General features: G+C 66.4%; 15 protein-coding genes and 1 pseudogene. 11 read left to right on the top strand and 5 right to left on the bottom strand.

Going from position 1 to position 19,739, the window contains the following annotated elements; genetic code table 11:
* Window positions 1-1,413: 1,413 nt before the first annotated feature.
* From ACIQ8J_RS34660 to ACIQ8J_RS34610, 11 genes and pseudogenes are all read left to right on the top strand, one after another.
* Entirely contained in the window at window positions 1,414-1,692 is a 279-nt protein-coding gene (locus tag ACIQ8J_RS34660) for a hypothetical protein (RefSeq protein WP_403277936.1), read from the top strand.
* Window positions 1,693-2,385: 693 nt separating this feature from the next.
* Complete coding sequence (locus ACIQ8J_RS34655; protein WP_403277934.1) at window positions 2,386-3,075, top strand: hypothetical protein; 690 nt, start codon at window positions 2,386-2,388, stop codon at window positions 3,073-3,075.
* The gene (locus ACIQ8J_RS34650) at window positions 3,020-5,080 is read left to right on the top strand and encodes a tetratricopeptide repeat protein (RefSeq protein ID WP_403277932.1); all 2,061 of its coding nucleotides are present in this window, start codon (window positions 3,020-3,022) and stop codon (window positions 5,078-5,080) included. The genes ACIQ8J_RS34655 and ACIQ8J_RS34650 overlap by 56 nt, the downstream gene beginning before the upstream one ends.
* A 239-nt stretch (window positions 5,081-5,319) precedes the next feature.
* Window positions 5,320-6,264, top strand: coding sequence for a pentapeptide repeat-containing protein (locus ACIQ8J_RS34645; protein ID WP_403277930.1), 945 nt, complete (start codon window positions 5,320-5,322; stop codon window positions 6,262-6,264).
* Window positions 6,265-6,536: 272 nt separating this feature from the next.
* A pseudogene (locus tag ACIQ8J_RS34640) lies at window positions 6,537-7,181 on the top strand (LysR family transcriptional regulator); the annotation flags it as partial.
* Window positions 7,182-7,290: 109 nt separating this feature from the next.
* Window positions 7,291-8,145: a LysR substrate-binding domain-containing protein gene (locus tag ACIQ8J_RS34635; RefSeq protein WP_403277928.1), complete on the top strand. Its 855-nt coding sequence runs from the start codon at window positions 7,291-7,293 to the stop codon at window positions 8,143-8,145.
* Between the two features lie 147 nt (window positions 8,146-8,292).
* Entirely contained in the window at window positions 8,293-8,661 is a 369-nt protein-coding gene (locus ACIQ8J_RS34630) for a hypothetical protein (RefSeq protein WP_403277927.1), read from the top strand.
* Window positions 8,618-9,070 (top strand): DUF6093 family protein, encoded by a 453-nt coding sequence (locus ACIQ8J_RS34625; RefSeq protein ID WP_403277926.1) that lies wholly within the window; start codon window positions 8,618-8,620, stop codon window positions 9,068-9,070. Before ACIQ8J_RS34630 ends, ACIQ8J_RS34625 begins: the two co-directional genes overlap by 44 nt.
* Window positions 9,067-9,468: an HK97 gp10 family phage protein gene (locus tag ACIQ8J_RS34620; protein WP_403277925.1), complete on the top strand. Its 402-nt coding sequence runs from the start codon at window positions 9,067-9,069 to the stop codon at window positions 9,466-9,468. The genes ACIQ8J_RS34625 and ACIQ8J_RS34620 overlap by 4 nt, the downstream gene beginning before the upstream one ends.
* Window positions 9,465-9,704, top strand: coding sequence for a hypothetical protein (locus ACIQ8J_RS34615; protein ID WP_403277924.1), 240 nt, complete (start codon window positions 9,465-9,467; stop codon window positions 9,702-9,704). The genes ACIQ8J_RS34620 and ACIQ8J_RS34615 overlap by 4 nt, the downstream gene beginning before the upstream one ends.
* Window positions 9,701-10,135, top strand: a complete 435-nt coding sequence (locus tag ACIQ8J_RS34610) for a hypothetical protein (protein ID WP_403608081.1) — start codon at window positions 9,701-9,703, stop codon at window positions 10,133-10,135. Before ACIQ8J_RS34615 ends, ACIQ8J_RS34610 begins: the two co-directional genes overlap by 4 nt.
* 319 nt (window positions 10,136-10,454) lie before the next feature.
* Here ACIQ8J_RS34610 and ACIQ8J_RS34605 read toward each other — a convergent pair whose 3' ends face one another.
* From ACIQ8J_RS34605 to ACIQ8J_RS34585, 5 genes are all read right to left on the bottom strand, one after another.
* Window positions 10,455-11,291 (bottom strand): hypothetical protein, encoded by an 837-nt coding sequence (locus ACIQ8J_RS34605; RefSeq protein ID WP_403277921.1) that lies wholly within the window; start codon window positions 11,289-11,291, stop codon window positions 10,455-10,457.
* Window positions 11,292-11,427: 136 nt separating this feature from the next.
* Window positions 11,428-15,486 carry an SGNH/GDSL hydrolase family protein gene (locus tag ACIQ8J_RS34600; protein WP_403277920.1) on the bottom strand — a complete coding sequence of 1,353 codons (4,059 nt, stop codon included), beginning with the start codon at window positions 15,484-15,486 and terminating at the stop codon, window positions 11,428-11,430.
* 182 nt (window positions 15,487-15,668) lie between these two features.
* Complete coding sequence (locus ACIQ8J_RS34595; protein ID WP_403277919.1) at window positions 15,669-16,076, bottom strand: hypothetical protein; 408 nt, start codon at window positions 16,074-16,076, stop codon at window positions 15,669-15,671.
* Window positions 16,077-16,570: 494 nt separating this feature from the next.
* A complete protein-coding gene (locus ACIQ8J_RS34590; protein ID WP_403277917.1) occupies window positions 16,571-17,230 on the bottom strand; it encodes a hypothetical protein in 660 nt (219 codons plus the stop codon).
* A 158-nt stretch (window positions 17,231-17,388) separates the two neighbouring features.
* Window positions 17,389-17,922 (bottom strand): hypothetical protein, encoded by a 534-nt coding sequence (locus tag ACIQ8J_RS34585; RefSeq protein ID WP_403277916.1) that lies wholly within the window; start codon window positions 17,920-17,922, stop codon window positions 17,389-17,391.
* Between the last annotated feature and the right edge of the window lie 1,817 nt (window positions 17,923-19,739).

Here is a 19,739-nt window from a genome sequence, read left to right as displayed (position 1 = left end):
CTGGGAACGACGAGATGACATCCACGAAGCGTTCCTCGGACTTGCCACCTGCCTCATCACACACCGACACGTCCAACGCCTTTGTTAGGACCTCTAAGTGTAATCGTCGCCGAAGTCGAAGCGGGGAATCAGAGGCGGCTGCGGCCAGGCCGTCCGTTTGTAGTAGTCCACCTGGATCCGATGGGATTCAGGTGCCTCGGTGCTCATCAAGTCGGTTGGGGAGGCGGGGAGTTCTACCGATGCGACGGTTCTTTTTCGTATCTCTCTGGCGTTGTGCCGCCACCAGTGCGCCCATCCCTCTAGGGCTGACGGGAACAGTGCGGCGGGCATGTTCGGCGGCCTGGCCGAGGTCCGCTGCGAGATCCGGGTTCTCCCGATTCCAGCGTCGGCACAGAGGCCACCGAGTGCCGTGAGGCCGCCGCCCGGGTGGTCCGTGAGCGCGGGCTGCTTGCCGACGCCTGATCGAGGTACCGAAGTGGCAGGTTCTACCCACCCCCCGATCCTCGTTCTGGAGTCCGCATGTTCCTGATCTGCCTCACCGTTTGTCAGAGCGCAGTGATCCTGGCGTTCCTGTTCGGGCGCATCGCGCCCGTCGCGTTCCACGCCGCGTCGGCCTGCCTCGGGGGCCTCGGCACCGGTCTGTCCGTCTGGAGCCACTGGACATCCTTGGCCTGTGTCTGCGCCGTCTGTACGGCTGGGCATGCGTGGAGATGGTGGACTAGCGGTGGCGGTGACGGTACCCGGCGCCGGCTGGAGTCCTGGGCGCGCCGCTTCCAGGGGACCCGCCGCACCGCCCTCTCCCACGCCTGACCCACCCCGACCGCCCACATCCTGAACGGCGGTTTGTTCAGAGTGGACGCTGGGGACTCTGCGCGATCCACAGACAGCTCGGGAGTGGCCTGAGACAACTCTGCCCCGCGTGAGAGGGCGGGGCTGCTGGTACATCGGAGTCGTTGGAGTCCCCTTTAACCTGTGGCATGGTGCGCGTCCTTCCTGTTGTGCGCGACGTAGACACACTCAGTACGGCACCCGCCAGGAGCGGCAGCAATCTCATCGCCGCCGAAGGAGTGTTGACTCCCACAGCCCTGACCGGCCAAGAGCAGGAAGGAGGTACTCAAGTCTGACCCCAATTCCGTTCCCGGAGCTGACCATCCGATGACCATGGCAGAAGTTTCGGTGTTGACGGGACGTTCCTTCGAGAAGAAGGGTGGCCTGAATCCCATCGCTGAGGATGTACTCAGGTGGGGACCCTCGGGCTCGGGGGATCGTCGACGCGTGGCCGAAGAAGGGCATTGGCCACTACTTCAACGTGATCAACGTTGATGGCAAGGTTGTCTTCCTTGGCTTCCATGCAGGGCGGGCGAATCCTGCCAGACCGACGTACCGGGACTACTACCTCATGAGGACCAACTGATGCTCGACCGGAAAGAAGCACAGGAACGGGCCGCAGCGTTCCTTGCCGAGCAGAGCCGATCCTGGCCGTCCAGCAATGTTCGGATCATCTCGGAATACTGTTTCGTGGAGGAAGGGCGCTTCATCGCGCCGTACGACCGCATTGAGTTCCTCGACCACGGTGACGAGTACTCCCGGCTCGCGGGCAACTTGCCGATCTGCGTCGACCTCGCCACAGGGGTGTGTGCCTTCATCACATGGGCCAAGGCTGACGACTTCATGGAGCGCGATCTGCTTTGAACACAGGCCCGGCTGACCGCCTGCAGTGCCCGGCATCGCTGACGATGCCGGGCACTGCGCATTGAGCGGCGGCATGTCTCTGACGGCAGCGGGGAACTCGGCGCTCAGGCACGGCGAATGCGCGAGCAGACGCGCGACCACGCGCCATCAGGGCTGGACCGGACGGCAAGTTGAATGTTCCACGGTCAGCCCGTCCGCCTGCTCGGCGAACGTGACCCGCGGGCACGGGGCCGTCACGGAACAGGTGCCGGATCGTCAGCTCGATGCACACCGGTCTACCTTCGATCGCGCCATCCCCGAGTCGGCGCTGGTATCCGCTGTGTCGCCGCACCGACGGCGTTCCGCAGTCCGGACACGCCACCGGCGATGACGCCCGGGTTGTGGCCATGATGTGCAACACCCCGCCCTCTCAACGCACTTGCTCCACCAGCACCCTGCCAAGGTGCGGTAACACCGTCTTCAGCAGCTCCTCACACTCGCCGAGTATCGCGCTGCTGGTGACGCTCCGTCATCGGCGCACGGGAGCATGATCGCCGTTCACGGAAATCTTGACTGTGCCACGGTTCAGCCGCCGCCGACACTGGCGAGTTTCTGTCGGTGAGCGAGGCGCCAGAAGGCGGGCCAGTGCAGTCATTACCCCGTATCCTGCTTGCCACATGTGGTCGGCGGGGTTTTACGCGGACAGGGGGGCGCATGCGCTGGTTCGGCAGGGTCAGGCTCGACACGTCCAGCAAGGCTGTGATCGTTTCGGTCGCGGCCTCGGTCGGCCTGCTTGGGGCGGGGCTGACGCTCGAGTGGGCGGACAAGCATGCGCTTGTCCCGTCATTCCTGGGGTCTGCGGCGCTGACGGGAGCAGCTGCGCTGGTCACTGGCGGGAAGAAGCTGCTGCAGGATTCCTTCGCCAAACGTCGCCAAGCGCGGGAGGAGGCCGAGCGAATCCTGGCACGCGCCGGACAGTCGCAGGACCACCGCACCGTGGCCGAGATGGATCCGGCCCGGCTTCGGATTCACCCGGCGGCGTACTTGCCTGGGGATGCGGAACGGACACCGGTGCCGTATGTCGAGCGTGATATTCATGCTCGTTTGGTCGCCATCATCCCGACAGGTGCGTTCGTGCTCCTGCAAGGCGATTCGGCCTCGGGCAAGAGCAGGACGGCTTTCGAGGCGGCCCGGCAGGCCGTAGGGGACTGGAGGTTGATCGTTCCGGAGGCTCCGGACGCCGCCCCGGACCAGTTGGACGGCCTCGCTGGCTTGGAGTTGGCCGACACGTTGATCTGGCTTGATGATCTACAGCGGTACCTGTCCCCCAGCGGGCTGACTGAACGTCTTGGACCGGCTGGTGTCGCGACGCCGCCGTGTCTCGATCGTGGCGACTATCAATAGCGGCGCTAAGAATGCCCTGGGCCAGACCGGGGGAGGTCCAACGAATTCGCTGCTGCGGGCCGACGCGTTGCGCGTTATCGAGCGGGCGGAGGTCGCGGGCATGTTCTTCGTCGAGTCGGACCTTTCCAGCCGGGAGTACCGCCACGCTGAGGCTCTGGCGCGGGATGATGATCGACTCGCCGACGCGCTGGCGCACTTGGACACCGATGGATTTGGCGCCAGGCTCGCCGGCGGCCCGGCTGCGCTGGCCCGTTGGCAGGATGCAAGGCACGGGGCCGAGGAACGGGGCGCGGCAATCATTGAGGCCGCGATCAACATACGGCTGGCTGGGTTTTCCGCACCCATCCCGCAGTCGACGCTGTGGGATCGGTGCCCGGACTATCTTCACGTGAAGTACCCGCGAGCCATCACCGCCAGAGCTTTCAAGAAGGCTTTGGTCTGGTCGTGCACGGCAGAGCGAGGCACCGAAGCGTGCCTGACGCAGGTCGATGGGGGCTGTGTCGAGGTGTTCGACTATCTAGTCGATTTCGCTCAGCGCACTCCGGGTGCCGCTGGCTCGATCTCGGAGGCACTCTGGGACGCCGTGCTCGTTTTGACGCGTGAGGGCGGGGCCCGCGGTGTTGGACTGGCCGCGTCCCGGTTTGGCCGCAAGGATGTGGCCGAGCGGGCCTTCCGGATGGGGGTGGAGGCCGGGCAGGCGGACTGTGCGTACAGCCTCGCGGTGCTGATGGATGAGGCGGGGCGAGCGCGGGAGGCTGAGGCCCTCTACCGCCGGGCCATCGCCCCGGAAGTCGTAGCCGGTGCCGTCATTCCCGGTGACAGCGAGCGGGGTGAGGGTCTCGAGCCGCTATCGGTGAGGGGCTTCTCCGATCACGGCAGCGGGCCGTTGGCCAGTCTCGGGCTGCTGGTCGCGTTGGCCGGGCGGTCCGACGAAGCCGAGGACCTGCTGCGGCAGGCGGTGGACGCAGGCGAGGCCGGGGCCATGACCCACCTGGGCACCGTGCTCTATGACGCGGGATACCGGGACGAAGCCGAGAGTGTGCTGCGTCGGGGGGTCGCTGTTGGCGAGCCAGGCGCCATGGCCAGCCTCGGGCACCTCTTGGTCGATACACAGCGCCGCCAGGAGGGCGAGGATCTCATCGCGAACGCCGCCCAAGGCGGCGATCCTGGCGCCCTGGTCGCGCTCGGTGTCGATATGGGCGGAGGGGATCGGGAGAGAGGCCGGGCCCTGATCAGGCAGGGCGCCCAGACCAGTGTCGCCGGCACGATCGCCGGTTACGGACTGATGCGGATCTTGGCCTGGCAGGGGCCGGACTTCTACGCAACAGGGATCGACTCCAAGAGCAGCGGGGCTCGAAACAATCTGGGGCTGTTGGCAGCTCGGCGTGGAGACATGGGGGGAGCTGAGGAGCTGTTCCGTGAAGCTATAGAGGCAGGCCACACTGGCGCATGGATCAATCTAGGCGTGCTGTTGGATCGGTCCCACCGCACTGACGAAGCCCAGGACGCCTTCAGGCAGGCGATTGCCTCGGGAAAGGCCGGGGCGATGGGTCACCTGGCGCGGCACTTTGCTCGCGCCGGCCGCACCCAGGAAGCCGAGGAGCTATACCGTCAGGCCATCGCTGCTGGGCTCACCGAGGCCCAGCTCGGCCTCGGTGTGCTGCTTGCCCGAGGGGGCCGGGCCGAGGAGGCCCGCCCACTGCTCGAGCAGGCCGTCCTGGACAGCACGGCGCATGCTCGCGAGAACCTGAAAGCCCGGTTGACGTTTACGCGGGGAGCCGGCGATGACGGCATTTCCCCGGATGCCGAGGCATTCCTCGCCGGCCTGGCCCGACGCGCTGTTGAGTCCCTTTCTGCCTACCAGAGGCCGGATCGCCCGATTCCTGAGGAACCGGACGTCGATGATGCGTCTACCCGCAGCCAGGTGTCAGGCGACACCGGTGCCCAGGCGGCGGACCGAGGCCAACACGCAGACCGCGGCGGACACCCCCAGAGTGGGCGATAACCATGCCGCGCCACACGTTGGCCTCCCGGATCCTTGCGGTTGTGTCCGGCCGATCCGGCGCCGTGCAACCCGCGCCAGATGAACTCTCCTTCGCTGACCGCCTCGCCGCGCTCCGCAGACGTCGACGCCCACCGACAGGGGATCAGCCCATCGCACCTGACCGACCCATCTCGCTCCGAGCGCGCGTCACGATCACCAACAACGGGAAGCCCTCCAAAACAGGTCGAGCGGGTGTGCGGGTGCGCGGAGCGGACCTGCGCAGAGCTGACCTGGTCGGCGCGAACCTGCGTGGGGCGGACCTACGCGGAGCCCGCCTGGTCGACGCGAACCTGCGTGGGGCGGACCTACGCGGAGCCCGCCTGATCGGCGCGAACCTGCGTGGGGCGGACCTACGCGGAGCCCGCCTGATCGGCGCGAACCTGCGTGGGGCGGACCTACGCGGAGCCAACCTGAGCCGAGCCAGCCTGATCAGGGCTTACCTGGTCGACGCGCACCTGAGCGGGGCCGACTTGAGCGGAGCCATCCTGACCGGGACAGACCTAAACGGGATGGACCTCCGCGCGGTGGTCTTGCGTGGGGCGGACCTGCACGCAGCCAAACTGTACGGGGCGGACCTGCGCGACGCCGACCTGAGCGAGGCCAGGCTGACCGCAGCGGACTTGCGCGATGCGGACCTCCACGGGGCGGATCTATACAAGGCAGACCTGAGTCGAGCCACCCTGAGTGCCGACGCCCTGCGCACAGCGCATCTGAGCAGAGCAGATCTGCGTGAAACTCGCCTGGGAGGGAGAAACCTGCACGAGGCCAACCTCAGCGGAGCCAAACTGAGCGGAAACAACCTCAGCGGTGTCGACCTGAGGAGGGCCAGTCTGCTCGGGACGGACTTGTCCGGAACAGACCTTACCGGAGCCGACCTGCACGGAGCCGACCTGCGCGCGGCCCAACTGACCTCGGCGATCTTGCGCGGGGCAAACCTGTTTGGAGCGATCCTCACCGGAGCAGACCTGCGTGGTACGAACCTGACGGAGGCAACGTGGGGCGAAGGCACGAAGTGGCCTGACGCCATCGCCGCCCGTGCAAGGAAACGATCGCACGAACGGGAGCCGGGCGTGTTCGTGATCGCAGCCCCTGGCGTCATCAGTAGCGAGGTCGCTCCGCTCAGCCGAAATCGGCACGATCATTGACTCCGGTTATTACGCGGAATTGGGCGAGTTGACGCACTGACAGCAGTTGGGCCACTGACCTGCTCGGGTGCGAGTGTCTAGGTCGTATCCGTGCAGGGGTCAGGACACCTCTCTGGTGAGCGAACGTACAGGGTGGGATCGTGGGCTGTCCGTGGCAGCCGACGGGAAGGGGCTGGTCGGGCATGCGGGGGCGGTGCTGCTGCGCCGGCTGGCGGACCGGGTGGGGCTGACGCGAGGCTCTCCGGGGCGCTTTCCTCCAGCACAAGTGCCGGGTGGCCGGAGCGAGCCGTGGTGCTCGTCTAGCTCGCCGTCGCGATGGTGCTCGGGGCGCAGTGCCTGCTGGAGGCCGAGCAGCTCCAGCTCCAGCAGGGTCTGTTCGGCCCTGCGGATACCGCACTCTTCCCAGTCGAAGTTCCTTGTCCGCGTCGACAGCGCGGGCGCCACCCACAGCAGGACGGCCGCCGACTGAGTTCGGTCACCCGGGGAACACGGGCCAGAACAAGGCCCAGGCTCGGCGCCTACAGGCGCTGGTACCGGACGAGGCGGGTCGCGACCCGCTCCCGGGAGGGTGGACACACCCTCACTGCCGCCGACACCGCAGCTACCAGCGCCGACGGGCCGTAGCGCAGAACAGCCCGACGTCGAGGCTGCGTTGTCCGGCTCGACAGGCGACCGAGAGCCTTCAGCCGCTTCCCAAGGCGGTACGGGCATGTGACGGTCCGCACCCCCAGTACCACTGTTGTCGCCCCGCGGCGCTCCGCGTGATCGAATCGGAGGGCGAGAGACTCATTGGGAAAGGCGAAGACGTGGAGTTACGGCGCCTGCGGTATTTCGTGGTGCTCGCCCGGCAGTTGCACTTCGGGCGGGCGGCGGCGGAGGTCGGCATTGCCCAGCCGGGCCTGTCCCAGCAGATCAAGGTGCTGGAGAAGGAGTTGCGGGCCGAGTTGTTCATCCGCGGCCGGGGTGAGGTGCGGCTCCCGCAGCCGGTGAACAGCTGGCTCGCGAGGCACCGAAACTACTCGACGAATGCGAGGCGTTGGCGCGCTCGGTACGCAGCGCGGACGCGGCAGTGCGGGGGTACTACGGATCGCGTACACCCGGTCCGGGGCCGACCTGCGCCTCGGCAAGCTGGTCAGATCGTTCCGTACCCGCTACCCGCGTTACCGGATCGAGGCGTTGACCGGCTGGACGAGCTGGAACCTGGAGTTGCTTCAGGACCGTACGGTCGATGCCGCGTTCATCCGGGGACTGGAGCGGCCGCGCGGGGTCGAGGTACTGGAGCTGGGTGCCGAGGACATGGTCGTCGCGCTGCCCGTGGGACACCGGCTCGCCGAGCGGGAGGCCGTCCAGGTGGCGGAACTGGCGGAGGAACCGGTGGTGTTGGAGAGCGGGGTCCGAGAGCAGCCAGTAGCTCGGATGGATGATGCGGCCAACGCTACGGCAGCCAAGCTCGCGCCATGCTCAGTCCTCCGGTTGGGCGGGGACGAGCAGCGGCTCGTAGTGGCCCTTCCCCCGTTGGCCATTGGCGTGCGGCACCGAGTAGTGGGCGCTCTCGAATGCACGGAGGAGATGCGTTTCCATCGCCTCCGTATCGTGGTCCTGCTCGGGAGCCTCCGCGTAGAAGCATCGTCCGCCCGCCGCTACCGCCCACTCATGCTGCCGGTAGAAGACGTGGCCATCCGGGTCCGATTTGCATTCTCTGACGTACCGCACATGCTGTCCGAGCCGGACCTTGAGATTGGTGGTCTCGCCGACGTAGAAGATGGCCGACTCACCCTTCGGGTGGCGCAGCGGGGTTCCGTCGTCTATGAGGAAGATGTACGCACCCGGCTGCCGGAGCGTCTGGCGGCAGGGCTCCGTGAAGGTCGAAGGACTGAGTGACAGGGGGCCAGCCCTTCTCGGCCAGGGCCGCGTTCAAGATCGCGAGGGTCTCATCCACTGGGGGCCTCCATCGGTGCTCGGGGTGCGGGACTCTACTGGCTGCTGCTGACGGTCAAGGCTGCGCTTCGCTCACCTACGGTCGGGATCATGAGTACGTACCTGGAGCCTCGTCGTGTCCGGATCTCCTCCTCCCCTGACGAACCGGCTGTGATCGAGATCGACGGCCATGATGTGGCGTCGGCGGTGGAGGCGTACCGGATCACCCAAGCGCGGGACGAGGGTCCCGAGGTGACGTTGTACGTCGCTGAGGGTTGGAAGGGTGTCGAGTTCGACGGCATGGCCGAGGTGGCAGCCGAGCCGGCCGACCTGCGGCACGTGGTGGTCGGCTTTCTTCAGGCGGTCGACTGGCGGAAGCTCGACGCGGCGGTGCTGGATCGTGCTGATCTGGACGGGAAGCCCGGCGAGTTGACTCGTGGGGCTTTGGCTCAGCTCGTTGAGTGGGCTCAGGGTGCTTGATCAGGCTGGGGTCGCCCGGTTCGCGGAGAAGCATTTGATGCCGGACAAGGTTCGGGTCACCCGCGATGGCGGTGAGGACGTGCTCGATCCGGAGACCGGGCGGCTCATCCCTGGCCAGGACACGGCAGTGTACGCGGGGCAGGCGGGCTTGTACGGGCGGCAGGAGCGGATCCGTTCCCGTACTGGGCGTGAGGGGGCGTGGGTTGAGGAAGTCCGCCCGGCTTACCGCATGTTGTGCCCCTTGAGTGCCCAGGAGTTCCGGGAGGGCGACACCGTGTCGGTCGAGCAGGCTGCCGACGAGCACGCGGTGGGCCGTACGTACCGGGTGTCTGCGCTCGATGAGGTGTCGTCGTTCCCGGTGCTGCGCACCGTGTGGTTGGAGGAGCACAACCGGAAGGTCAACGGATGAGTGGCGGCTCCTTCACCGACGCTGGGTTGTTGGCTGCGGCTCTGGACCGCGGGGCGCAGCGGTCGTTGGTCGCGGCGGAGGCTGCGATGCGGCACAGTGCGCAGGCCTTGGTTCAGCAGGTGCAGCAGCGGGCTTCCGGGCGGCCGGGCCCTCGGGTTATCACCGGCCGGTACAGGGCCTCGTGGAGCAGTGAAGTCCACAGGGCCGGGCCGGTCATCACAGGCGAAGTTGGTTCGGGTGCTCCGCAGGCCCTGCGGTTGGAGTTCGGGTTCGTCGGGGTCGACAGCCTCGGTCGGCACTACAGCCAGCGGCCGTTCCCGCACCTTGGCCCGGCGGTGGAGCAGGCCGGACCGTCGTTCGTACAGGCTCTCGGCCGGGCGGTGGAGGGGGCGTTGTGAGCGAGCTGACGTTTGACCTTGAGGACGCTCTGGCCGAAGTGTTGGCTGCTCATGAGCGGGGGCTGCTGGCTCGCGCCGTGGTGGTGGCCGAGGTCCTGGACCCGGATGGGGAGCGGTCGCTGTCAGTTCTGACGACCCCCGGGGTTCCCGAGTGGGATGCGTTGGGGTTGTGCAGGTACGCGGTACTGTCCATCGAGGGGCCTGCGGCTGCGTTCTTCACGGGAGTTGACGAGTGATCGACCGCGGCGCGGTGTCTGCCGCACTACAGGTCATGATTGCCCGGGCGACGGGACGGCCCTGCGGTCTCGGGAAGCTGCCGGTGGTCGACGGGAAGCCGTCTACGGTTCCGTACACGGTGCTGTATCCGCTCGGCGGGCAGGTAGGCGGTGCCCCGCTGGCCGATGCGTCGGAGGACGCGGTCCTGGTCTATCAGCTGACCTCGGTCGGTGGCCGTGCTGATCAGGTGGAGTGGATGGCAGACCGGGGCCGACGAGCAGTCCTGGAGCGCACGGCGTCGGGCGCACGGCGGTACCTCATCGACGTGCCGGGAGTGGATGTGTGGGGGCGCGAGCTGGACGCCGACGACGGCATCGACACCGGCGCTTTCCCCGAGGGCGTCGTGACCAGTTCACAGAGGTACCGCTTCAGCGCCACAAGCAATACATAGTTGTTCCGCCGTCCGGTTCGGTCTGACCGACGCGGACGACGACTCGCCCGCCTGACCCAACTGGTAGAGGTGCGCGGTACCGACCCCCAGGGATATCGGCCGCAGAGTTCCCGGTTCGATCCCGGGGGCGGGCACAGCCTTCATGGCATTCCAGCCCCCGGCTTGTGACAGATCTGGGCGCCGGTGCGGCACCAGCCGCGCCCTCTTTCTCGCTCGGGCTTGGCCGCGGGCTTCGTCCGCGCCACCGGGGAGGGAAAGTGAGCTTGACCTCGCCAGCAGCGGCCTTGAGGGAAGGCGTACCTTCCCTTCCGCCGGGTGATCATTTCGTGGATGTCTGGCCGCTCTTGAACACTTTGTAGTAGTCGCCGGAACCGAGACTGAGTTTGAACACCATGCCGTACTGCTTGCGGATGCCGGCTACGGTCGCTGAACTCGGCTCGCGCAGGCACCGTGTGACGGGTGGATCGCTGGGCATGCACGGCTCGGGTTCTTCGATCATCAGGCGGGGGGTGTGGTCGCGGACCGGATCCCAGCTCAGGGTCTGCGACGGGTCAGACAATTGGGTCGGCTCCGGCGCCTGCGAACCGGAAGGATTCGGCCCACGCCCCCGGTAGTAGTCGACTAGGGGGTTGGGGTTCTGGCCGTGGCGAAACGCGATGGGAGAGCCCGGACGGTCGCCTGCAGACAGGATGCTGTCGAGGATGTCCCCCATGTGCTTGGGGTCAGCGCCGTAGTAGGCGGTGACCCCCATCGAGCATTTGATCTTGTAGGTGTCGTCACCGGACTGGAAGAACGGCTGGTTCTTCAACCCGACCTTGCATGTGTCGCTTACGGTGATCAGGGCGAGGGTGAGAGGCATGTCGTGGGTGTAAGCCTGGGCCACGTCCCGAAGACGCTTCTCCTCTTGCTGACGGACCTTCATAGCCTCGTTGCTGCCAGCGAGTCCGCGCGCCTCATTCGGGTTGACGGCGCGGCCGGATGAGCAGGCGGACAGAGCCACCAGCAGGAGGGACACGAGGGTGCCGAGCTTGTACTTCCTCCCGCGTAACAGCCGATGACCCCGGGTACAGAGCAAGCTCTCACAGGTGGCTAGGGCAGCCGCCACGGTCAGGAGCAGTGCCAGGGCAACGGTTGCAGGTGTCCAGTGATCCGTCATGCTCGTTGTCCTTTTCATCACTTTGTCCGTGCGTGGCTCCCGCCAGTCTTCACCAGGCTGGTTGGGGGGACATGAGTACGTGTACTCATGCGGTTTGGAGGCAGACCCGCGCGGGTCTGCCCCCGGGGCCTAGTGGTTACAGGCTCATGCCCGCCATCGTGCGTTCAAGGGAGTTCGCGTACAGGCGCGCGCCTCCGATCTTCGGGTGGAACGACTGGGCTGACAGGCCGTATTTGAAGTTGTTGAAGATCCACCAGTCCTTGATCGGGTTGTCGGAGTCGGTGAGGGTCTTGACGATGCCGTGGATCTGCTCGGGGTCCCCGCAGATGCCTTGGTCCTTGAAGTCGTTCTTCGGGTTGGAGAACCACACGCGGGCGTTCTGCTTGTTCGCGTCGTCCGCCGCGCTCTGCATTACGGTTGCGAGCGTGTCCGCGATGCCGTTGAGCCAGGTGGTGGACGACTCAGACAGGCCTAGGTCGGGCAGGCCAGGGAAGCTGACCCGCAGGCAGCCTCCGCCGTAGGAGATCAGGGGCGGGTAGCCCATGAGAGCGATCTTCGCGTTCGGCGCCTTGTCATGAATCGCCAGGAGGGTCTTCGTGATGTCCGGGCGGACGATCTCGTTGATGATGCCCGGCACGGCCGTCTCCAGCGGCTGTCCGACGAACTTCTGGTCCCGCCCGTCGACGTCACTGTCCGGGGAGTCGAACGTCTTGTCCTTGCAGTTGCCGTCGCCGCGGGAGAGCAAGCACTGCTGGAAGATGTCGGCGAAGCGGGCGTCGTTGCCGCCGATGGAGATCGTCACCAGCGTGGTGTTCTTGTCCAGATAGCCCTGTTCGATCTGGGCCATCTCACCGGCGTTGCCCTGCACCTTGTTCTTGTCCAGCACGTTGTAGGTGCGGGCGCCCGAGCAGGCGATGAGGTGGTAGTCGGTGGTCGGATCCAGCGTGTCGTCCAGCTCACCGATGGACTTCGACGCGCCCGGCAGCTTTGCCTGACGCGACCACGCCTGCGTGGAGCGGTGGCAGGCGTTGCGAGTCTTGTCGTTGTTCTTGTTGCGGTAGTTGGTTTCCGGGTAGTAGTCCCGATTGCCTTCCGAGGAGCCTTCGCCGGAAGAGTACGAGTCGCCCATCGCCACGACGAAGTTGGCCGGCTTCCCGGCGAGCGGCTGGAAGGCCACCGCCCCCCAGGCAACGTCCTCGTCCGCCGTACCGTCGTCTGTGGTGTTCGACAGGGACACCTTCGGGGTGCCGGTGAAGTGGAAGACACCGAGACTGACCCATCGGTTGGCCCGCTGCGTCACGACCCGCTTGGGCGGAGTAGGGCTGTCCGTCCCACCGATCACGTAGGTGGCCTGACGGGTCTGTGCTCCGGTGTCGGGCAGGTGGACGGAGACGCGGGCCCAGGCAGGGGTTTGGCTGTCGAGGCTCCAGGTGCCGTCGATGGCCATGGGGCCGCCCGCGCCACCGAGGTGGCGAGCGTCGCGGGTGTGGGTGTACCAGAAGTGGCCGCCGTAGCCGCCGCCTACCTGGTGCAGGTCTGCCTTCGCCTCGTACCGGCCCTTGTTGTCGGGGTTGAATGTGAACTGGAAGCTGCCTGCTGAACTGATCGTGTTCCCGCAGTTCGCCCAGTCCGCTGCTCCGTTCCCCCATGTGGGCGTCCCGTTGGGAACGGAGGCAACGACCGCAGCGCCGGGCGGGCCCCCGTTGCAGACCGGTTCACCGTTCTGCAGGCGCGTGCCGCGGCCGGGCTCCGCGACGAGTGTCTGGTACTTGATGGCCTCGTGGCCGCAGGTGGCGGCGCACTGGGCTTTCCATCTCACGTTGGGCTGGTTCCACCAGAACTTTGCGTAACACGCTTTATTGGGGCAGTCCGGCGGCGAGTCAGCGTTGCAGCTGTTCTGGCTATTGCAGAACACGTCCGGGCGCGGCTGCATGTTGACGCGGTCGGTGGACGTGGTCCACCAGGCGGGCCGGAATCCGGCCGACGAGAATCCTTTCTCGCCGGGCCAGTCCTGGCGGCCGGAGGTGGCGTAGGAGTAGCCGGTGTCGATGGACCAGGCGGCCCAGCCCATCACCTTCTCCTCGTATGGCCACCACTGCGGGTTCGCCGCGTCCTTGTTCGCGTCCGGCCCGTCGACGTCGGTGTTCATGAACGGGTGGCCCCAGCTCTTCTGGTAGAGCGGGTTGGCCGGGTTGTTGTACCAGCCCAGGCCCCAGTTCCCGCCGTGGTCCGGTTCCGATGCCTGTGAGGGCGGGTTGAAGCCGAGGTTGTAGTTCCATACGGCGGTGAACCAGTTCTCCACCAGGGACGGGTCGTCGTTGTTGACGGTGACCTTCTGCCCGTCCTGGTGCACCTCGTTCCACTTGTCAGCGAGGATCTTCATGGACGCTGCGATATTCGTCGCGTAGTCGACCGCGACGAGTTTCTGGACGCCGGGCGCCAGGACGATCCCGTCGTCCTTCTTGTGTTCCGGCAGGCGCATGCCGTCGGTGACCTGGCCGACGCCGTAGCCGCAGTCGGAGTTCTCCCAGTTGATCTTCCAGTAGGCGGAGGGGTCGTTGGTGTCGGCTTTGTGTCCGTAGTAGCCGTCTGTCGCGGCCAACGGGCTGCCCATCTGACCGGGAATCGCGCCCGACTCGGCCTGCCAGAGGTTGGACTCCTGGGCCATGATGCCGAGCAGCACGTTCGCCGGGATCTTCCCGCCGCCGGTCAGTGTCGGCGGCGGGAACAGGCCCTGAGGGTCGATGGTGCCCATACCGGCCTGGTCGCGGTAGCCGCCCTGCCGGATGTAGGTGCCGCGCAGCTGGCCGCGAACGGCCATGTCGACGGCCCATTCCACCTGGTTCGGGGCCGGCTGCAGCGCCTGGATGCCAACGTCGTTGCGGGAGACGGCGCACCAGCGGTCGGGGTCGGTCGGATCGTTTGACCCAGCCACCGCGGCCGCCTTCGACACGGTGCCGGTCAGCGAGCTCTTCGTTCCGGAAGCCTCGCCAAGGACCGGCGAGGGGATGGTGCCCGAGCCGTCTGCGACTTGCTGCTGCACGCTCTGGGTGAGCTTGGTCCCGGTGGTCGTGGCCGTGCTGGTCACCGTCGCCGGTTCGCTGCTGTCAGTGGAGGCCGGAGCTTGCGGGGCGGGTTCATCGGCCTTGGTGAAGCCCTTGCCCGCGTCCCTGATATGAGTGAGGCCGGCGCGGACGCCGGGTGTGAGGACCGGATCGACGGCCAGGCGGCCGTGGGAGGAGATATCGACGTTGGCGGGGGCGTTGATACGTGTGACACCGGCCCCCGCTGTGGCGCGGGTAGCGGTGGGGTGCCCGGTGAGGAACACCTTTCCCGCCTCGCCCTGCATCAGGTCCAGGTCCCCGAGTTTCCCCGAGGCGAGGACGGCCGGCCTGGCGTTGCCCGCGAACAGTTTGGCCGTCGCCGCGGAGTCGCCGCTGCGGTCGACGAAGGCGACCTTGCCGTCGGCAGCCGGACGGATGTCGAAGGGGACGCTGTCGGCGTCGACGAGGTTCTTCACCTTGCCGGAGTGGTCGAGATGCACCAAGTGTTTGCCAAGTCCTGCGACCGTGCCGTCCTTCACCGGAACCGCGCTGGTGACCTCACCCTTCGCCGCGGCCGTGGCCGTGGTCTTCCCCGCCATGTCCACGGTGATGACACGCGTTTGGGTGCTCGCGGGGTCGTTCATGTCCCGGTAGGCGGTGAACGCAGCCGTGCGGGTTGCCGTGTTGCAGGACGGGTCGAAGTAGGCCAGCGATGCCGTAAACGGCAGCTTCGACACGTGCCCCGTCGCCAGGTTGACGATCGCGGTGAACGCTCCGCCCTGCATCAAGTCCGGCTTGTTCGTGAAACTACGCGGCGCATAGACGACAGCGGCGTGGTCGTGGTCCATCAGGCACTGGTTGCCGATCCAGGAGTCCGCCGGCATCCCCGGCTCCGACAGCTTCGCAGCCGTCTTCCACGCGTATGCCTGACTGCTGTCGGCGACCAGGATGTGCAGACCGTCCGCATCGGCGGCAGCGGTCACCGCACGGTCCGGGCTGGACTTCCAGTCCGAACCCAGCTTCTTGCCCGGATCTTCGACCTGGCCCGGAGGCACCGGCGGTGGGGCGGGGCTGGCGGCCGGGCTGGGTTTGGGTGTTGCGATGGCGGGTTCGGCCTGGAGCAGGCCGCCGGTCAGAGCAACGACCGTCACAACAGCGGCTAACGGCGCGCGGGTTCTCTTTCTGACTCTCAAGTGAACGTTTCCCGTCTCTCGAGGCGTGGTGTCCTGCGCCCCGGCGGGGCGCGGCGAGGGCCGCCCGCCCGTGCGCAGAGGCACGAGGAGGGCGGGAGTTGTGGGGCCGGGCGGCGGTTGGTGGGTGGTGGGCCGGCGGGCTAGTGGTAGACGTCGACGACGATGCGGTTCGGCGCGGTGAGTGTGGAGACCTGGTACCGGGTGTAGTCGCCCAGGGAGAGGCCGAATCCGATGTGGCCCTCGTAGTCGCCGGTCATCTGCACGCCCTTGAGTGAGGTCAGCGAGACCGGCTGCACCGTAGGTGTGGTGTAGGCATCGGGGCCGCTGAACCGGGCCTCGGGCGGGTAGACGTCGAGGAGCAGGTAGGACTTGCTGGCGATGACCAAGTGCCGCGTCTCGCCGGAAGCTCCGGCGATGTAGGACCCGTCGGGAGAGACCAGGGTTTGCACGGCGGGCGGTGCGACGTTGTCGGTGAGGTCGAAGACCAGGCGGTCATAGTCCGGATGACCCCCCAGCCCGGGCGTCCAGGGATGCACACGTGCTCGCACGACGTGGCTGCTGTCGTCGCGGCCTGGGCGGGTGCTATCGCGGGAATGAGGACACCGGTCACAGCAAGCGTCGAGACGACGATGTTTCGGGCGGTGCGGGGAAAAGGCATGGTCGGCCCCCTGAGTCGACTGAGGTGGGCGTGGCGTTGCGGTTGCGGCCCGGAAACGCATAGAGCGGCGATGGATTCGTGGGGCACCCGAGGCAGTGCCGGTGTGCCGTCTACGACAGACGGGGCGGCGTACATACCGCAAAACGGCAGGCGAACAGCCGCTATGAGGTGGGCGGAAGTTGCACCATGGGTGACGTTGCGTCACTTGTTATGGCACGGCGCCCTGCTGGCGGCAAGGCTCTGGCTTCTTGTACTGGGCGGTGCGCTCGATCACCCTGTCCTTCGGCGACCTGGGCGGCCGGCAAACGGTGGGGCCCCGGATTCCCCGTAGGCCCGGCGCCTCGTGGCTGACCGGGCAACTGCAACAGGGGAGCAACAGGCTAGTCAGCCTGCGACTTCCCGCTTGATGACGTGTTCGATCGTCACAGCGGGATGATCCGGCGCCGACTTGCCCCGAACCTGAGCCGTCAACTCCGTGGGCCACGACGTACCGGGGTAAAGGCCCACGACATCCGTATCGATGTGCACAGTCACATCGAATCCACCCGAGCCCTGGACACGTACATCGGCCTGGTAGAACGCCCGCCGGCTACCGCTGTTCGTGATCTTCACCGGTACGGTCAGGGCGGATCCCTGATGTACAGGTGTATAGACGGTGATGTCACCGTCGATCACGCTCGGCTTGCCGAAGTTCTCATCACCCACTGCTGTTTGGCCGGGCGCCGGATGCCTGACCGGGGTGCCGCCCTTGGGGGCAGCCGCAGCACGTTCACGGGCGGCCCTGTCTCCTGCTTGAGCCGAGCCCTTCACCGCAGACGGCGGCGCGGAGGGAGGAGGCGCGGCGATGGACACCGACGGTGAAGGCGATGAGGATTCCGCGGTCGATGGCAGCGCACTGGACGGCAGGCTACTAGCGGGGCGCTTGCCCTCGGTGTGAGCACTGCTGCAACCGGCGGTCAGCGTTATGGCAGTCAGGACCAGCACCGCACCGCTAGTCAGCGTTCGGTGGGGCACGCTGGTGGACTTCCCCTTGAGGTCGGGCATTTGCGTTCCTTGGTCGGCGGTGTGTCCTGGGCCGAGGATGCGAGCTCGGTGCCGTCGCCAACGTCGCACCGGACCGGCCCGCATCCTCAGGAAGTGCTTTCACCACTTCACCACATCAGGGTCATGCCAAGTCCGGCGCGGCGGCAGACCCTCGAAAATCAGTCACACGGCACAGCCGGTACCACGCGGTTGATGAGGGCGGAGCTGTCGCTGGTGCCTGCGGAGTCCTTCATGATCGCGGTAATATTTGCGCAGAAACCGTAGGTCACCCGAACCGGACCTGCGTACTGAGTGAAGTTGCCGGCGTCGGTGGAGCACGCGCGATGGCCGTTGTACACCTCGCACACCGAGAGCTTCATGTACTTGCTGGTGCCCAGATTATTGTCGAAGAGGGCACACTCATTCGACGCGCCGTTCTGGTACTCGAACAGTGTCCCGAACCGTCGCGCATCCGGGAGGCGTGTAGCGAGCTCGAGCTTGTAGCCGGCGCCGCACAGATTAGCGGTGTCCTGCACAGCTTTCGGATCCATTGCGGCGAGAGCCCGCGTGGCAGCACTTGCCTTCGGTGATATGACCACCCCGGCAATGCTGGGATTTTCGGTTGCTGACGCCTGCGGCGCGGCAATTCCCAATGTGGCCATGGTGGCAGTGGCGACCAGCGCGTGTGTAATGGTTTTGCGACTAATGGACATGCGTCCCCCATGATTTTCTGCTAGTTGATCGTGCGCACGGTGAGCGCCGATCTGCTTGGATTCGGACGGCAGGGTGTCCGTTGCGGGAACCCGGCCGTGGTGGTGCACTTCTTCGTCAGCTGGTCTCGTGACTTGCTGACGAGCAGTGGCGTCGCCGATGCATACGCCTCGACGGACGGCCTCCCCCTGTCACGGGGGTCGTTGGCCTGGCCTCTGAATGGCTTGGCCGGATCCGCTGGGGCGGCCTTCCCCGCCGTCCGGCAGGTGGGGTTGCGGCCTCGTTCGTCGAGGAGTTCGCCGTCGGCCGGACGACCTGCGCCACACCGATGGAGACCGCAGTCAGCCGGAACGGTCGGTATCCGGGTAACGGCCCGCCTGGCCCCGAGTTGAGGTAGATGCCAATCTGGAAATCCGATTGCTTCGCGCCCATGCGCGCATCTTCTGCGTAGAGGCTCAGGTCGTCTGTGGTCGGCCCGGGGGGCGCCTAGGGGGCGCCACCGTAACCAGGCCCAGCGCCAGAGCCGCCATAATGAACCCTGATAAAACGCTTGCGCATATTCCCTCCCCGCGTGTGGCGACGGGAGGGCCTTCATTTGCCCGTGAGCAACCCCCCGCCGCTCAAGACCAGTTGAACCTAGACCGGCGGGCCGGAGAAGTCACTTGAATAAAGCCTCCAGGATTTCCATTGGCTGAAAGTTTGCGTGCGCCGACTTCCCGCCGACGTGGCTGGATTCTAAGCATTACACGCCGAGGGAGGGGAGGCTCAATGGAAAGATTTGCACCCTCATTATGGCGACACGCCGCCGAACCGCTTGGATCTCCGGAGAGTGCGAGCTCTCCGACGCCTCCCTCTGCCCCATCCACCGTATTTGCCCTTTGTAGTCCCATTTGCACAAGCGAGACTTTCATAAATGAACCACGCGAACACCACAAAACTGCAGATCTGGACGATCTAGTGAAGGAGGCAGGGCCCTGAAATGACTCAACCAGCCACGCATTCGGGCGAGAAGTCACCCACCTGCCCGGCTGCCGCTGTTGGCATACCCCACCAGCCAGCCCCCGGCGAGCTCGATCAGCAACCACTTCAGCCGGGCCATGCGCAACCAAACACGGAGCTTCACACACCCTCAGCTGATGTCGGTGTCAACACCGGCGACCTGACCGTCCGCACCACCCGCCGGGGCGACCACCGCGTCGCCATGCCATCCAGCACACCGGCGTAGACGAGCGGTACAACCTTCCCGGCAGCCCAGCCCCCGTCACCGTCCCCGACGGCCAACACGAGGACTACTACCACCACCGTGCCCTAGGCGTGTCCGGTGGATGCTGCTACAGGCGACCTATCGGACACGCTCTAACCGACGCGGACGACGACTCGCCCGCCTGACCCAACTGGTAGAGGTGCGCGGTACCGGCCCCAAGGGATATCGGCCGCAGAGTTCCCGGTTCGATCCCGGGGGCGGGCACGGTTTCCGCCCAGATCGATCCCCGATCTCCCGGGCAGGAGAGTTCTTCACCGGGTGTCAGGCCGCTCATTGTCGGCATTCGTCCCATATAACCGCGGTCGATGCGGTCTTGCTGGGTGGGCGGGGTGGCCGGATCTCTGTCCAATCGGCTCGGAACCGCGTTGCGTGTGCAACTCCCATTGGGTAGAACTTGAATCTTGCCCGCGGGGGCCCAAGGGACGCCATCGGCTGACGGGTGCCGTGCGGGTACGGGTGTCGGGGAGCGGGGAGTTTGCGGTGACGGGGTGGGATGTGAGTCCGTCGGGTGTGCAGGGTGCGTTGCAGAAGACGGCGGTGTCGGCTGGGGAGTTG

The organism is Streptomyces sp. NPDC094147 (assembly GCF_044764265.1).
GTDB lineage: Bacteria > Actinomycetota > Actinomycetes > Streptomycetales > Streptomycetaceae > Streptomyces.
This window is presented reverse-complemented; position numbering and strand designations above follow the sequence as displayed.